Below are 14,887 nucleotides of genomic sequence, written 5' to 3' on the forward strand. Positions count from 1 at the left end.
GCAGGTCGGGGGACTACCCTCGGCGGAGTGACGGCCCCCTCACGCACCGACCCGGCCCCCGCCCTCGCGGCGAGTGCCGGGTCGCGGCGTCCCCGGGTGCTCGCGACCATCGCCGTCGGGCTCGTCGTCGCCGCGGTCGTCCGCGGTGTCGTCCTCGAGTCCTACGTCGTCCCCTCGGCCGCCTTCGAGCCGACCTTCGAGCCAGGAGACCGTGTGCTCGTCCTGAAGACCGACCGCAGCACCGAGGCCGGTGACGTCGCCCTCGTCGAGGACGACCGGGGGGCCCTGCTCCTCGTCCCGGCCGACGAGGCGGCGGGTGATGTCGTCGGCACGGTCCTCTGGCGCTACTGGCCCCTGACCCGGGTCGGCCCGGTGACGGCGCCCAGGCCTCCGGCGTGAGCGCCCCCGAGCAGGCGCGCGAGGGCGTCGACGAGCCGTCGCCGAAGGACCGCGCGACCTCGATGGGCCGCTGGGTGGGTGCCGCGGTCAAGGAGGTCGCACTCGTCCTCGTCATGGCGATGGTGCTGTCGTTCGTCGTCAAGACGTGGTTCCTCCAGGCGTTCTTCATCCCGTCGGGCTCGATGGAGAACACCCTCCTCGTCGGCGACCGGGTCGTCGTCTCGAAGCTGACGCCCACCCCGATCGACCTCCAGCACGGCGACGTCGTCGTCTTCGAGGACCCCGGCGACTGGCTGGGTTCCGGCCCGCCGTCGGACGAGCGCACCGGGGTCGCCGGCGCGGTGCACGACGTGCTCGTCTTCGTCGGGCTGCTGCCGAGCGAGTCCGAGGACCACCTGATCAAGCGCGTCGTCGGCCTCCCGGGCGACCGCGTCGAGTGCTGCGACGCCCAGGGGCGCCTCACCGTCAACGGCGTCCCCGTCGACGAGCCGTACGTCCACACCGGCGACGTCCCCAGCTCGATGACCTTCGACATCACCGTGCCCGCCGACCGCGTCTGGGTCATGGGCGACCACCGCTCCGACAGTGAGGACTCCCGGTTCCACGACCCCGCCGGCGACGGCACCGACGGCTCGGTGCCCGTCGACCGGGTCACGGGGCGGGCCGTCGCCGTCGTCTGGCCGTTCACGCGGTTCGCGTGGCTCTCCGACTACCAGGCCGCGTTCGCGGGCGTCCCGTCGGCCCCCGCGCAGCCGTGAGCCCGGCACCGCGCTCGCGCCGCCCGAACCTGCGGGTCGAGCGGGCCCTGCAGCGCGACGGGCACCGGGTCCTGGCCGGGATGGACGAGGTGGGCCGCGGCGCCCTCGCCGGTCCCGTGACCGTGGGGGTCGTCGTCATCGACGAGACGTGCCGCACCGCACCGCAGGGCGTCCGTGACTCCAAGCTGCTGCAGCCGCACGCGCGGGAGGCGATGGTGCCCCGCATCCAGCGGTGGGCGCTGTGCCATGCCGTGGGCCACGCGAGCGCCGAGGAGATCGACGCCGTCGGGATCATCGCGGCCCTCCGCCTCGCCGGCACCCGGGCGCTCGCTGCCTGCGCGGTCCGCCCGGACCTCGTCATCCTCGACGGCAACCACGACTGGCTCACCGCGCCGGAGGACGTCGGCCTCCTCGCGTTCGCCCACGAGGACGCCGTCGTGACCCCGCCGGTCACGACGATGATCAAGGCCGACCTCACGTGTTCGTCGGTGGCCGCCGCGAGTGTCCTCGCGAAGGTGACCCGCGACGAGATCATGGTCGGACTCGGGGCCGAGGACGGCGAGCACGCCGCCTACGGCTGGGTGGGCAACAAGGGGTACGCCGCGCCGGACCACCTGGAGGCCCTGCGCCTCCACGGCCCCTCGCCGTGGCACCGCCGGTCGTGGCGACTGCCCGGCGCGATGCACGAGAATGACCACGTGACCGATCTGATGCCGGCAGGAGAGCGATGAGCTCGGAGGACCTCGAGAAGTACGAGAGCGAGGCGGAGCTCGCGCTGTACCGCGAGTACCGCGACGTCGTCGGCCTGTTCAGCCACGTCGTCGAGACCGAGCGCCGCTTCTACCTGTGCAACAGCGTCGACGTGGCGGTGCGCTCGGACGGGGGAGAGGTGTTCTTCGACGTCACGATGCACGACGCGTGGGTGTGGGACATCTACCGGCCCGCGCGGTTCGCGAAGACGGTGCGTGTCGTGACGTTCAAGGACGTCAACGTCGAGGAGCTGGCGAAGAGCGAGCTCGAGCTGCCCAAGGGCGAGTTCTAGGCCGCATCGCCCGGGGCGGCGGGTGGCCCCGTCGTCCACAGGCCCCGCGTGCGGGCTCCGTCGTCCACAGATCCGTCGGAGGCCGTGGCGGGTCGAGGCACTCCTCGCTTGGCTCGGGGCATGGCGACACCACGAGCACGAACAGACGAGGCGGCGGTCTCGGCCCCCGCCCCCGCGCGGGTGCGTCTCGGCAGGTACGGCGAGGACCTCGCGGCGCGGTACCTGCGCGAGCGGGGGCTGGAGGTGCTCGACCGCAACTGGCGGTGCGAGCACGGGGAGGTCGACATCGTCGCCGCCGACGGTCCGTGCCTCGTCGTGTGCGAGGTCAAGACGAGGCGCGGCACCGGTTTCGGTGACCCCGTCGAGGCCGTCACGCTCGCCAAGGCCCTCCGGCTGCGCCGGCTCGCGGCCGCCTACGTCCACGCGCGCGGGCTCCACCCGGGTGCCCTGCGGGTCGACGTCGTCGGGGTGCTCTGCCGCCCGGGCCGTCCGGCCGAGATCCGGCACGTCGTCGGGGTGGGGTCGTGACGCTCGGGCTCGGGCGCACCCGGTCGGTCTCGCTCACGGGGCTCGACGGGACCCTCGTCGACGTCGAGGCGCACATCGCGCAGGGGCTGCCGTGCTTCATCGTCGGGGGCCTGCCCGACACTGCGTGCGCGCAGGCCGGCGACCGCATCCGCGCGGCCGCCGCGAACATCGGCGTCCCCGTGCCGCCGCATCGCGTCACCGTCAACCTGTCCCCGGCCTCGATCCCCAAGCGCGGCTCGGCGTTCGACCTCGCGATCGCCGTGGCCGTCCTCACCGCGGCCGGTGTGGTGGCACGTGGGGTCGCCGAGGAGGTCGTGCACCTCGGCGAGCTCTCCCTCGACGGGCGGCTGCGCGGGGTCCGGGGGGTGCTGCCCTCGGTCCTGGACGCCGCCCGCCGGGGAGTGCGGCATGTCGTCGTGCCCGACGAGAACGTCGCCGAGGCGCAGCTCGTCGACGGCGTCACGGTGCACGGCGCCGCGACGCTCGCCGACGTCCTCGCCTGGTACGCCGAGGCCGCGCACGGAGCCACCATCCCCGTCGCCGAGCGCCGGCCCCCCGACGCGCGGCCGCCTGCCTCCGGCGTCGACCTCGCCGACGTCGTGGGCCAGCCCGAGGCCCGGGCGGCCCTCGAGCTCGCGGCCAGCGGTGGCCACCACCTGCTGATGTCCGGGCCTCCCGGGGTCGGCAAGACGATGCTGGCCGAGCGCCTGGTCACGGTGCTGCCGCCGTTGACCCGTTCCGAGGCTCTCGAGGTCCACGCCGTCCGCTCCCTCGTCGCGCCGGTCGGCGACGTCACCGACCTCGACCGCACCCCGCCCTTCGTGGCGCCGCACCACAGCACGTCGACGGCCGCGCTGGCCGGTGGGGGGACCGGCATGGCGATGCCGGGCGCCGTCTCCCGGGCCCACCACGGTGTGCTGTTCCTCGACGAGGCACCCGAGTTCAAGCCCGGGGTGCTCCAGACCCTTCGCCAGCCGTTGGAGTCCGGTGAGGTCGTCATCGCCCGCGCCCGGCAGGTCGTGCGGTACCCGGCCCGCTTCCTGCTCGTCCTGGCAGCCAACCCCTGCCCCTGCGGGATGTCGTACGGCAAAGCCATCGAGTGCGTGTGCTCCGCCCGCGAGATCCGCACCTATGCCGCCCGGCTGTCCGGCCCGCTCCTGGACCGTGTCGACCTCCAGGTCCATGTGCCGCCCGTCCGGCCCGCCGCCTTCGGCGACGCCACCGGGGAGTCCAGCCACGACGTCGCCGCGCGGGTGCGGGCCGCGCGCGCCGTCCAGGCCGAGCGGTGGGCCGCCGGAGGGTGGCGGGTCAACGGGCTCGTGCCCGGCCACGTCCTGCGTCGTCCGCCGTACCGGTTGCCGCCCGGCAGCACCGCCGTCATCGACCACGCCCTCGACACCGGACGCATCACGCTGCGCGGGTACGACCGCGTCCTGCGGGTCGCGTGGTCCTCGGCCGACCTCGGGGGCCGCGCGGTGCCCTCCCGCGACGACGTCGCGCTCGGCCTGACGCTACGGCGCGGCGAGGCGGTGGCGGCGTGACCGGCACGCCTGCCCCGTCGCCGCTCGAGGCCGAGGAGCGCTGGGCCCGTGCCGCGATCTCCGAGCTCGTGGAGCCCGCGAACGGGACGATCCGGCAGCTGCTGGCCGACCAGGGCGGCGTCGCCACCCTGCAGGCGATCCGGCACCGCGCCGCCGGCTCCGACCGCGACCTCTACGTGCGCGTCCCCGAGCTCGACGTCGACAGGATCGCCGGCGATGTCCAGAAGGCCCGCGCCCGGGTCGTCCTGCCGGGGGATGCCGAGTGGCCCCTCGGTCTCGACGCGCTCGAGCATCCGCCGTACTGCCTGTACGTCCGGGGGGACCGGCGGCTCGACGACCTCGCGGAGCGCTCGGTCGCCGTCGTCGGTGCCCGGGCCTGCAGCGCCTATGGCCAACGGGTCGCGGCCGAGCTAGGGGAGGGGTTGGCGTCCCGCGGCTGGGTCGTCATCAGCGGGGCGGCGTTCGGGGTCGATGCCGCCGCCCACCGCGGGGCGCTCGCCGCCGGTGGCGACACGGTCGCGGTGCTCGCGTGCGGCGTCGACCGGTCCTATCCGCAGGCCCATGAGCGGCTGCTCGGCCAGGTCCTCGAGCAGGGTCTCGTCGTCAGCGAGGTTCCGCCGCGCGCGGTGCCGTTCCCGGGGCGGTTCCTCGCGCGCAACCGCATCATCGCCGCCCTCGCCCGGGCCACCGTCGTCGTCGAGGCGAGCCTGCGCTCCGGGTCGCTCTCCACGGCCGGCGAGGCTCGCCGCGTCCACCGTCCGGTCGGCGCCGTCCCCGGGCCAGTGACGAGCGCGACGTCGGCCGGCACCCATCAGCTGGTCCGCGAGGACGGCGCCGTCCTCGTCACGGATGTCGCCGACGTCCTCGACCTCGCGGCGCCGATCGGCGAGGCCACCGCCCCGAGGCGCACGGGCCGGACCCGAGCCACCGACTCGCTCACCGAGGCCGAACGGCGGGTCTGGGCCGCGGCTCCGCTGCGCCGCTGGGCCGACCTCGACCGGCTCGCGGTGGGTGCCGGGGTCGACCAGGCAGCCGTCACGCGGGCGGTCGTCGTCCTCGAGATGCTGGGGCTTCTCGAGGGCGACGGCCACCGGTGGCGCAAGGCCCGGGGCTCGGTCCAGGGCAGCGCGCCCGGCGGCCTATGACACAGCGGTGTTTGTGGCGCAATCCGTTGCGCGTGAGGCCCATGTGGTGACACGGTGTGCGAGTGACTGTCGCCCGTTCGGAGGCGCTCACCGCGTTCGAGCGCCATCTGCGTTCGGAACGGGGGCGCGCCGACAACACCGTCCGCGCCTACGTGCGCGATGTCGGTGCGTTCCTCGACGCCGCCGGCGCGACCGACGACGCGTCGCTGCGCACGGTCACCCTGGCCGATCTGCGCGCCTGGCTGGGCACGGTGGCCCGGGGGGGTGCCGCGCGCGCGACCCTGGCCCGCACGTCGGCCTCGCTCCGCGCCTTCTTCCGGTGGTGTGAGCGTACCGGGCGGCTGGAGCGCGACCCCTCCCTCAGGCTGTCAGCACCCAAACGGCATCGCACGTTGCCCCCAGTGCTCGCCCAACGCTCGGCCGCGGCCCTCCTGGACGTGGCGACCGTCGCGGCGGACGACGACGACCCGGTGCACCTGCGGGACCGCGCCGCGCTCGAGCTGCTGTACGGCACCGGCATCAGGGTCGGCGAGCTCGTCGGCCTCGACATCGACGACGTCGACCTCGAGGCCAGGGTCGTCCGCGTCGTGGGCAAGGGGGACAAGGAACGCCGGGTCCCGTTCGGGGTCCCCGCCGGTGAGGCCGTGCGTGACTGGCTCCGCGAGGGTCGCCCCCGGCTCGCGACGGACTCGAGCGGCGCGGCGCTCCTGCTCGGTCGTCGCGGTCGCCGCGCAGACCAGCGCCAGGTGCGCGACGTCGTCCACCGGTTGCTCAGCCACGTGCCCGACGCCCCGGACCTCGGCCCGCACGGGCTGCGACACAGCGCGGCCACCCACCTGCTCGAGGGCGGCGCCGACCTCCGCCTCGTCCAGGAGCTGCTGGGCCACGCGTCGCTCGCGACCACCCAGATCTACACCCACGTGTCCGTCGACCGACTCAAGCGGTCCTTCGCTCAGGCGCACCCCCGTGCCTGAGAACGAGGACGAGACGACGCTGTCGCCCCACGGGACCGGCGGCGCGGAGCCCTACGAGCCGGCGAACGAGGCGGAGCCGGACGACGACTGGCAGGGCAACGGCTCGGCGTCCGAGGCGGGCAGCGATTCCGAGGAGCCGACCATGCCGGGGCCCGCAACCGGACCCCGGCCTCCCGTTCGCCCGCTCGGCAGTGAAGAGAGGTTCGCCGACATCCCGGAGTGGGTCTCGGAGTTCCGGCGGATGTACGTCGAGCCCAAGTCCGGGGGCGGGGGCCGCGAACGCACTCCAGCCCCTCGGGAGCAGGAGCCGCCCGCCGAGGAGACCCAGGCGCGGGAGCGGGGTCGGGCGGGCCGTTTGCTGCGGGGCTGGCGTGGGGGACGTTCCGCCACGCCGACGAGTCCGCCGGTGGAGCCCGAGCCGGGCAGTGCGGCGTCCCAGGCCACCCACGGGGCGCCGGTCAGCGACGACATGTGGGGCCGGAGCGAGCCGGACCGCGAGTGGGCCAGCCCGGTCGCGCCGGTCGAGCCCACCACCGCCACGCCCGAGCAGACACCCTCGCCCGAGGACTCGGGGCCCGCAGCCCACGAGGAACCGGCTGCGGACGGTCACGAGTACGAGCACGGGGACGTCGAGGAGCTGGCGCCCGTCGCGGACGAGGCGTGGGCCCCGTCCGAGGACGCGGACGACGTTCCTGTCGAGGCGGTGGTAGCGGACGCGGACGAGGCGTCTCTGGCGCAGGACCACGAAGATCACGACGACCACGACGACCACGACGACCACGACGACCACGACGACCATGAGGGCGTCGGGGAGGCCGTGCCGGTCGATGACGATGTCGCGCCCGTCGCCGAGGAGGTGCCGTCCGAGGACGCGGAGGAGGACGTCCCCGTCGAGGCGATGGGCGCGGACCAGGACGAGGCCTCTCTTTCGCAGGACCACGAGGGCGTCGGGGAGGCCGTGCCGGTCGATGACGATGTCGCGCCCGTCGCCGAGGAGGTGCCGTCCGAGGACGCGGAGGAGGACGTCCCCGTCGAGGCGATGGGCGCGGACGAGTCCGAGGCCTCGCCGGCGCAGGACCACGAGGGCGTCGGGGAGGCCGCTTCGGTCGATGAGGAGGTCGCGCCCGTTGCGGAGGAGTCGTGGGTCCCGTCCGAGGACGCGGAGGAGGACGTCCCCGTCGAGGCGATGGCCGCGGACGAGTCCGAGGCCTCGCCGGCGCAGGACCACGAGGGCGTCGGGGAGGCCGCTCCGGTCGATGAGGAGGTCGCTCTCGTCGCGGAGGAGTCGTGGGTCCCGTCCGAGGACGCGGAGGAGGACGTCCCCGTCGAGGCGATGGCCGCGGACGAGTCCGAGGCCTCGCCGGCGCAGGACCACGAGGGCGTCGAGGAGGCCGCTTCGGTCGATGAGGATGTCGTGCCGGTCGCGGAGGAGGTGTGGGTCCCGTCCGAGGACGACGATGCGGTGCCCGTTGAGCTCGCGGATGAGAACGTGGCGTCCGCTCCGGATGAGCACGAGAGCGCCGAGGAGACCGTGCCCGTCGAGGAGGCTGCTCCGGTCGATGAGGATGTCGTGCCGGTCGCGGAGGAGGTGTGGGTCCCGTCCGAGGACGCGGAGGCGGTGCCGGCTGCGGAGATCCACGAGGACGGCGGGGAGCCCGCTCCCGCGGACCAGGCCTGGGCGCCGGCCGACACCGACGACGTGAGCCCCGACGAGGTCGAGGCGCAGGACCAGGACGACCACGACACCGAGGACGCGGGTCCCGGCGAGGACGAGGAGGCGCGTGCCGCCGCCGACGAGGAACGCGCCGACGTGGGGGAGGGTGACGAGGACCTCGAGGAGCGCGCCTCGGTGGACGAGGACGTGGTGCCCGCCGCGGACGACGCCTGGGCTCCGGCCGAGGACGACGGCGATGCTCCGGACGGCCACGAGCACGTTGCCGGCCGCGGGGACGAGACGCCGCCCTCGGAGGAGGAGCACGACGAGTCCGCGGATGCCGGCCACGACGTGCTGCCGGAGCTCGCACCGGGTGACGACCACGACACCCCACCCGAGACGGGCGAGGTGGACGGCGCCGCCCGCGACGCCGAGCCCGAGTCCGCTGCGGAGTCCGACCAGGGCGACCCGGTCACCACTGCACAGGACGAAGCGTCCGAACCCGACATCGAGGCGGCGCCCGAGCCGGTGGCACCGGCACCGACCCGGCCCACCACGGGGGGCGACGTGCCGGTCGACCCCCCGGCAGTCATCAGGCCGGGCGCGGACGCGGCGACGGAGCGGCGGCTCGCGGACGTGCCGGTCGCGAAGGCAACCCCTCGGGTGGCGTCGAACCCCTACGGCATCCCCGGCGCGGACGCCCCGGTCACGCCCCCGGTGGCCCGGCCTGCTCCGCCGGTGCGTGGTGCGGCTCCGGCCGCGGCGGGTGCCCCCGAGTCACCTGCCCCGCGGGCGGAGTACATGGAGGCGATCATCCCGCCCCTGGACGAGGCGTCCTGGCGCGAGGAGGGGGCGGTCGCCCCGCCTCGGCGGCGCCCGCGTCCCCAGCCCCTCACCCCGGAGGAGAAGGCGGCGGAGGACCTGGCCGGCCCCCCCGCCGAGGACGAGGCGCCGCGTTCGCGAGCCGAAGCCCGCGAGGCCACGCGTCAGGAAGAGCACGGCACGCGCCGCATCCGCCGTCGCCTGCTCCTCTTCATCGTGGCCGTCCTCGTGGTGGTCGTCGTCGTGGCCGTGACCGCCTCCTGGATGAAGGCCAACGGTGTCCCGCTCGTGGCGCCGACCGCACTGGACGGCTGGGTGACCGCGATGGCGGGCCCGCCGCTGGGCCCGCCCGCTCTCTGACCGCCGCCGCGGCTGCGGCCGCGCGCCCATTCAGCGGGAACAGCCGGACCCGCCCCCCAGCCAGGAAGGGGAGCGGGTCGACGTAGCCCTGGCGGATGGCCCCGAGGTGCAGGCACTCGACCGGGCAGTGCCCCGCGGGCGTCGGTTCGAGGTGGCCGATCAGCTCGCCGGCGGCCACCCGGTCACGGACGGCGACAGCGGGCTCCACGGGCTCGTAGGTACTGCGCACCCCGCCCGGGTGGGTGACGGTGACGGTGCCTCGACCGGCGAGTCGTGCCGCATGGGTGACCACGCCGCCGGCCACGGCGTGCACCGGTGCGCGCGGGCGAGCCGAGAGGTCCAGCCCGCGGTGCCCGCGCCCCCACGCGGAGGCCGGCGCGAGGAACGGGCGCAGGACCTGCGGCCGCGGAGCCAGCGGCCAGACCCACCGTGGCACGGACGCCGAGGGCGGCGCCACAGAGGCGGGCGGGGCCGGCACCGGGGGACCGGCCGCGCCCCCCGCGCCCGGGAGGCCGAGCGCGGTCACCGCACCGGCGGTCAGGGTGACGGCCGCGGCCAGGGTCAGGGCGAGGGAGGTCTGTGTCATGCCCGCAGGCTCGCGGGACCGCGTGGGACGCACCAGGGGCGGCGGAGCATCTGGGGACGACCCGACGGACCCGCCGCACCTGTGGACAAGCGCCCAGGGGACGCCGAACGGTCAGCCGTCGCGCAGCGCCCGCAGGCGCCGGCACCCCTCGTCGATGACCTCGAGCCGCTTGCAGAACGCGAACCGGACGAGAGTGCGGGCCGCGTCCTCGTCGTCGTGGAAGGCCGAGACCGGCACCCCGGCGACGCCCGCGCGAGCCGGGAGGTCGAGGCAGAACTGCCGTGCGTCGGTGGCCCCGAGCGAGGCGACGTCGGCGACGACGAAGTACGTCCCCCGGCTGGGTGCGACCTCGAGCCCGGCCTCGAGCAGCCCGGCGACGAGCCGGTCCCGGGCGGTGGCGTAGGTGCGGGCCAGGTCGCTGAAGACGCGGTCGGGCAGTCCGAGACCGACGGCCACTGCCGGCTGGAACGGCCCGGACGCCCCGAAGGTCGTGAACTGCTTGACGGCCTCCAGCGCGCGGATCGCCACCGCCGGCCCGGACACCCAGCCGACCTTCCAGCCCGTCGCCGCGAACGTCTTGCCTCCCGACGAGATGGTCAGGGTGCGCTCGCGCATGCCTGGCAGGGTCGCCATGGGGATGTGCTCGGCCCCGTCGAAGGTCAGATGCTCGTAGACCTCGTCGGTGACGACCCAGGCGTCGTACTCGACGGCGAGCTCCGCGATGAGCTCGAGTTCCGCGCGGGTGAACACCTTGCCCGTGGGGTTGTGCGGCGTGTTGAGCAGCACGACCCGCGTCCGGTCCGAGAACGCGGCCCGCAGCGAGGCCTCGTCGACGGCGAAGTCGGGGAAGCGGAGCACCGACGTCCGCCGCACCCCACCGGCGAGCGCGACGGTGGCGGCGTAGCTGTCGTAGTACGGCTCGAACGTCACGACCTCCTCGCCCGGGCGGACGAGCGCGGTCATCGCGAGGAAGATCGCCTCGGTCGCTCCGACGGTGACCAGGACCTCGGCGGCGGGGTCGAGGCGCAGCCCGTAGAACCGGTCCTGGTGCTCGGCGACGGCCCGGCGCAGCTCGGGCAGGCCCGCGCCCGGGGGGTACTGGTTGCGCCCGGACCGGATCGCCTCCACGGCGGCGTCCAGCACCTCCTGCGGCCCGTCGGAGTCGGGGAAGCCCTGGCCGAGGTTCACCGCGTGGTGCTCGAGGGCCAGCGCGCTCATCGTCGTGAAGATCGTCGTGCCGAAGGGAGCGAGCGCGGGGTGGCCGGGCGTTGAGGGCATGCCTGGCAGGTTATGCGGAGCCGGCGTCGGCGTGCGCGATGCTGTCGAGCCGTCGCCAGACGAGCGCCAGGGTCAGCCCGGCCCCGACGGCCGCGAACCAGAAGGGGGCGGCCGGCCCGAACCGGTCGGCGATGAGCCCGCCGAGCCCCTGCCCGATGAGCAGCCCGCCGACCAGGCCCACCCAGTACACGCTGCCGACGCGGCCCTGGTAGGCGATCGGGGTTGCGCGCTGGCGGACCGCGGACGACAGCGACGCCCAGACGAAGGCGTACGCGCCGAAGACGACCATGATGGCGAGGGCGACCACCCACACCGTCGTCACCGCGAGTGCGAGGTGGGTGAGGACCTCCAGGAGCAGGCAGCCCTTCATGAGCCGCCCGAGCGGCACCCGCTGCTCGAGGCGACCGTAGGAGAGGACCGCGACGATGCCACCGGCCGCCGTGGCCGTCGTGAGGAGCCCGAAGCCGATGGCGTCGACCCCGAGCCGCTCCTGGGCCCAGTAGACGAGGACGCCCCAGGGTGCGCCCCAGGTGATGTTGAAGGCGAGGATGACCAGGGTCAGAGTCCGCACGGCGGCGTGGTGGCGGATCCAGCGCAGCCCGTCGACGATGTCCCGGCCGACGTGCTGGCTCGGGCGGGCGCGGTGCTCGGCCGGCAGCCTGACCCGGGTGAACAGCCCGGCGGCCAGGAGCAGCGCGCCGGCCTGCAGCCCGAAGGGGACGGCCGCCCCGAGCGCGAACAGGCCGGCCCCGACGGCCGGGCCGAGCAGCTGGTTGCCCACGAGGAACCCGGACATCTGGCGGGCGTTGGCGATCCCGAGGTCGGCCGGGGGCACGATCATCGGCAGGACGGCACGCCAGCTCGTGTCGGCGAAGAGCTCGGCGATGCCGACGACGAACAGGACTCCGAGCAACAGCCCGATCGACACGCCGCCGGTGAGGATCGTCGTGACGAGCACGCCGAGGACGAGCACGCGCGCCAGGTTCGCGACGAGGACGACGGCGCGGCGGTCCACGCGGTCGACGACGGCGCCGGCGTACAGGCCGAGGGCGAGCGCGGGCAGGCGCTGGACCATCGCCGCCGCCGCGATGAGCACCGGCTCCCGGGTCAGCGAGGCGACGAGCAGCGGGCCCGCGGCGAGCGCCACGCCGTCGCCGATCTGGCCGGCCCAGGAGGACCCCAGGTTCCAGCGGAACGCGGTGCCCATCCGCGGTGGCGCGATGACGTCGGCGATCCTCCCCACGAGGCCGAGAGGCTACTCCGCGCCCGTCGGTCCGCGGCAGGGGCTCGGTCGGGCCATTCTGCGTCGGCGTCGCCCGCACTAGCCTCGGGGGATGCTCCGCCGCGCAGCCCCGGCCCCCGCAGCCCTCGCCCTCGTCGTCCTCGCCGCGGTAGCGACAGCGCCGTCGGCGGCCGCCGGCGCCTACACGGCTCCGCCCGCGGTGGACCACGCCAGCTGCATGGGGCTCGGCTCGTCCTTCTACGGCGTCTTCGCGCCGCAGCAGCGGGCCTTCGTCGCCGAGTACGTCATCCAGCGGGCCGCCGAGCTCGGCGAGGCTCCGGGGGAGTACATCGTCACCTTCGCGACGGAGAAGGAGGGTGGCGCGTTCGGCGCCCTCTGCGGCACCCAGATCGAGTAGGGCGCCGTCGCCGCGATTTCGTCTCCGAGCCTCGCCCCACGTACCATGACCGATGGCTCTCGTGTGCGTGCACGCGGGCGCCGACATTTCGCGCGTCTTCCTCCTGCGAGGAGCTTCTCCGAGCAGGGACGCACCACGGCAGTGGCGGATGCGGTCCCCAGCGACCACGTCCGTCCGGGGTGCGTCAGGACGCCAGGCAGGTGCGGCCACCCCTCGGGGCTCGGTCCGCACCGACGTAACTGACAACCTCACAGCAAGGAGAACGACGATGGCCGTCGTCACCATGCGCCAGCTCCTCGAGAGCGGCGTCCACTTCGGGCACCAGACCCGCCGGTGGAACCCGAAGATGAAGCGCTTCATCATGACCGAGCGCAACGGCATCTACATCATCGACCTGCAGCAGTCGGTGACCTACATCAACAACGCCTACGAGTTCGTCAAGGAGACCGTCGCCCACGGCGGCACCATCCTCTTCGTCGGCACGAAGAAGCAGGCGCAGGAGCCCATCGCCGAGCAGGCGACCCGGGTCGGGATGCCCTACGTCAACCACCGCTGGCTCGGTGGGATGCTCACGAACTTCCAGACGATCTCCAAGCGGCTCACCCGCCTCAAGGAGCTCGAGGAGATCGACTTCGCGGACGTGGCCGGTTCCGGCCGCACCAAGAAGGAGCTCCTCATGATGAAGCGTGAGAAGGACAAGCTCGAGAAGACCCTCGGCGGTATCCGCTCGATGGGCAAGGTCCCCTCGGCCGTGTGGATCGTCGACACCAAGAAGGAGCACCTCGCCGTCGACGAGGCCCGCAAGCTCAACCTGCCGGTCATCGCGATCCTCGACACGAACTGCGACCCCGACGAGGTCGACTACAAGATCCCGGGCAACGACGACGCGATCCGTTCGGTCACCCTCCTGACCCGGGTCATCGCCGACGCCGTCGCCGACGGCCTCATCGCCCGCTCGGGCGGCCAGGCCGCCACGGGCGCGGAGACCCAGGGCGAGGAGCCGCTGCCGGAGTGGGAGCGCGAGCTCCTCGGCGGCGACGCGGAGCAGGCCGCCGAGCAGGTCGCCCCGGAGGCCGGCGAGACCGCCGCCGCCACGGCGCCCGAGGCCGCTGAGGCCACCGAGGCCGCTGCGGTCGAGACCACCGAGGCACCCGAGGCCGAGGCCGCCGAGACCACCGAGGCCCCTGCGGCCGAGGCCGTCGACGCCCCGGCCGACGCCGAGCAGGCCGAGCCCGCCGGCGCGGACAAGGCCTGACACCCTCCCCGTCCGACACCTACGGAAACGAGCGATAGGAACCCATGGCGAACTACACCGCCGCTGACATCAAGGCGCTCCGCGAGAAGACCGCGGCCGGCATGATGGACGTCAAGAAGGCTCTGGACGAGGCCGACGGCGACATGGCCAAGGCCGAGGAGATCCTCCGGGTCAAGGGCCAGAAGGGCGTGACCAAGCGTGAGGGCCGCACGGCCTCCAACGGCCTGGTCACCGCCAGCGCGGCCGACGGCGAGGGCAGCCTCGTCGAGGTCCTGTGCGAGACCGACTTCGTCGCCAAGGGCGAGCGCTTCATCGCGCTCGCCGACGAGGTGCTCGCGCAGGCCGTGGCCACGAAGGCCGCCGACGCGGACGCGCTGCTCGACTCGACCCTGGCCGACGGCCGCACCGTCAAGGCCCTGCTCGACGACGCCAACGCCACCATCGGCGAGAAGATCGAGGTCAAGCGGGTCGCCCGCCTCGAGGGCGAGCACGTCGTGTCCTACCTGCACAAGACGAGCCCCGACCTGCCCGCGCAGATCGGTGTCCTCGTCGCGACCAAGGGCGGCGACGCCGCGACGGCCCGTGACATCGCGATGCACGTCGCGGCGTTCAGCCCCGGCGTGCTCACCCGCGACGAGATCGACGCCGAGACCGTCGAGAACGAGCGGCGCGTCGCCGAGGCCACGGCCAAGGAGGAGGGCAAGCCCGAGGCGGCGCTGCCCAAGATCATCGAGGGCCGGGTGAACGGGTTCTTCAAGGAGCAGGTGCTCCTGGAGCAGCCGTTCGCCAAGGAGCCGAAGAAGACCGTCGGCAAGGTCCTCGAGGAGGCCGGCGCGCAGGCCACGGGCTTCGCGCGCTTCCGCGTCGGGTCCTGACCCACCGCGCTCGACGAGCGCTCACGACGA

At 74.3% G+C, this 14,887-nt stretch carries 14 protein-coding genes and 1 pseudogene; 12 read left to right on the plus strand and 3 right to left on the minus strand.

Annotated features, from left to right (window positions below; genetic code table 11):
- The first annotated feature begins 27 nt into the window (after nt 1-27).
- From Q0963_RS02050 to Q0963_RS02090, 9 genes are all read left to right on the plus strand, one after another.
- Nucleotides 28-399: a S24/S26 family peptidase gene (locus tag Q0963_RS02050; protein WP_299441736.1), complete on the plus strand. Its 372-nt coding sequence runs from the start codon at nt 28-30 to the stop codon at nt 397-399.
- Complete coding sequence (gene lepB, locus Q0963_RS02055) at nt 396-1,157, plus strand: signal peptidase I (RefSeq protein WP_367180021.1); 762 nt, start codon at nt 396-398, stop codon at nt 1,155-1,157. Before Q0963_RS02050 ends, lepB begins: the two co-directional genes overlap by 4 nt.
- Nucleotides 1,154-1,888, plus strand: a complete 735-nt coding sequence (locus Q0963_RS02060) for a ribonuclease HII (RefSeq protein WP_299441738.1) — start codon at nt 1,154-1,156, stop codon at nt 1,886-1,888. The genes lepB and Q0963_RS02060 overlap by 4 nt, the downstream gene beginning before the upstream one ends.
- Nucleotides 1,885-2,199: a DUF2469 domain-containing protein gene (locus Q0963_RS02065; RefSeq protein ID WP_299441740.1), complete on the plus strand. Its 315-nt coding sequence runs from the start codon at nt 1,885-1,887 to the stop codon at nt 2,197-2,199. The genes Q0963_RS02060 and Q0963_RS02065 overlap by 4 nt, the downstream gene beginning before the upstream one ends.
- Nucleotides 2,200-2,319: 120 nt before the next feature.
- On the plus strand, nt 2,320-2,727 hold the full coding sequence (locus Q0963_RS02070; protein WP_299441743.1) for a YraN family protein: 408 nt from the start codon (nt 2,320-2,322) through the stop codon (nt 2,725-2,727).
- A complete protein-coding gene (locus Q0963_RS02075) occupies nt 2,724-4,268 on the plus strand; it encodes a YifB family Mg chelatase-like AAA ATPase (protein WP_299441746.1) in 1,545 nt (514 codons plus the stop codon). Before Q0963_RS02070 ends, Q0963_RS02075 begins: the two co-directional genes overlap by 4 nt.
- Nucleotides 4,265-5,413: a DNA-processing protein DprA gene (gene dprA, locus Q0963_RS02080; protein ID WP_299441749.1), complete on the plus strand. Its 1,149-nt coding sequence runs from the start codon at nt 4,265-4,267 to the stop codon at nt 5,411-5,413. The genes Q0963_RS02075 and dprA overlap by 4 nt, the downstream gene beginning before the upstream one ends.
- A gap of 62 nt (nt 5,414-5,475) precedes the next feature.
- On the plus strand, nt 5,476-6,387 hold the full coding sequence (locus Q0963_RS02085; RefSeq protein WP_299441752.1) for a tyrosine recombinase XerC: 912 nt from the start codon (nt 5,476-5,478) through the stop codon (nt 6,385-6,387).
- The gene (locus Q0963_RS02090) at nt 6,380-9,223 is read left to right on the plus strand and encodes a hypothetical protein (protein ID WP_299441754.1); all 2,844 of its coding nucleotides are present in this window, start codon (nt 6,380-6,382) and stop codon (nt 9,221-9,223) included. The genes Q0963_RS02085 and Q0963_RS02090 overlap by 8 nt, the downstream gene beginning before the upstream one ends.
- Before the next feature lie 103 nt (nt 9,224-9,326).
- Here Q0963_RS02090 and Q0963_RS02095 read toward each other — a convergent pair.
- The 3 genes and pseudogenes from Q0963_RS02095 to Q0963_RS02105 all read right to left on the minus strand — a co-directional run.
- Nucleotides 9,327-9,809 (minus strand): annotated as a pseudogene (locus Q0963_RS02095) (peptidoglycan DD-metalloendopeptidase family protein); the annotation flags it as partial.
- A gap of 111 nt (nt 9,810-9,920) precedes the next feature.
- The gene (locus tag Q0963_RS02100; RefSeq protein ID WP_299441757.1) at nt 9,921-11,087 is read right to left on the minus strand and encodes a pyridoxal phosphate-dependent aminotransferase; all 1,167 of its coding nucleotides are present in this window, start codon (nt 11,085-11,087) and stop codon (nt 9,921-9,923) included.
- Between the two features lie 10 nt (nt 11,088-11,097).
- Nucleotides 11,098-12,330, minus strand: coding sequence for an MFS transporter (locus Q0963_RS02105; protein ID WP_299441760.1), 1,233 nt, complete (start codon nt 12,328-12,330; stop codon nt 11,098-11,100).
- Between the two features lie 91 nt (nt 12,331-12,421).
- Here Q0963_RS02105 and Q0963_RS02110 point away from each other — a divergent pair, with 91 nt between their 5' ends.
- The 3 genes from Q0963_RS02110 to tsf all read left to right on the plus strand — a co-directional run bounded on the left by Q0963_RS02110 (nt 12,422) and on the right by tsf (nt 14,857).
- Entirely contained in the window at nt 12,422-12,727 is a 306-nt protein-coding gene (locus Q0963_RS02110) for a hypothetical protein (protein ID WP_299441764.1), read from the plus strand.
- Between the two features lie 268 nt (nt 12,728-12,995).
- Complete coding sequence (rpsB, locus tag Q0963_RS02115; RefSeq protein WP_299441767.1) at nt 12,996-13,982, plus strand: 30S ribosomal protein S2; 987 nt, start codon at nt 12,996-12,998, stop codon at nt 13,980-13,982.
- Nucleotides 13,983-14,026: 44 nt separating this feature from the next.
- A complete protein-coding gene (tsf, locus tag Q0963_RS02120; protein WP_299441770.1) occupies nt 14,027-14,857 on the plus strand; it encodes a translation elongation factor Ts in 831 nt (276 codons plus the stop codon).
- The last annotated feature ends 30 nt before the right edge of the window (nt 14,858-14,887 follow it).

This window comes from uncultured Phycicoccus sp. (assembly GCF_947495705.1).
Taxonomy (GTDB): domain Bacteria; phylum Actinomycetota; class Actinomycetes; order Actinomycetales; family Dermatophilaceae; genus Phycicoccus.

Excerpts from the sequence above, each read along its gene's own strand:
- Q0963_RS02065 (WP_299441740.1), top strand. The coding sequence starts at position 1,885 with ATGAGCTCGGAGGACCTCGAGAAGTACGAGAGCGAGGCGGAGCTCGCG.
- tsf (WP_299441770.1), top strand. The coding sequence starts at position 14,027 with ATGGCGAACTACACCGCCGCTGACATCAAGGCGCTCCGCGAGAAGACC.
- rpsB (WP_299441767.1), top strand. The coding sequence starts at position 12,996 with ATGGCCGTCGTCACCATGCGCCAGCTCCTCGAGAGCGGCGTCCACTTC.
- Q0963_RS02070 (WP_299441743.1), top strand. The coding sequence starts at position 2,320 with ATGGCGACACCACGAGCACGAACAGACGAGGCGGCGGTCTCGGCCCCC.
- Q0963_RS02110 (WP_299441764.1), top strand. The coding sequence starts at position 12,422 with ATGCTCCGCCGCGCAGCCCCGGCCCCCGCAGCCCTCGCCCTCGTCGTC.
- Q0963_RS02100 (WP_299441757.1), bottom strand. The coding sequence starts at position 11,087 with ATGCCCTCAACGCCCGGCCACCCCGCGCTCGCTCCCTTCGGCACGACG.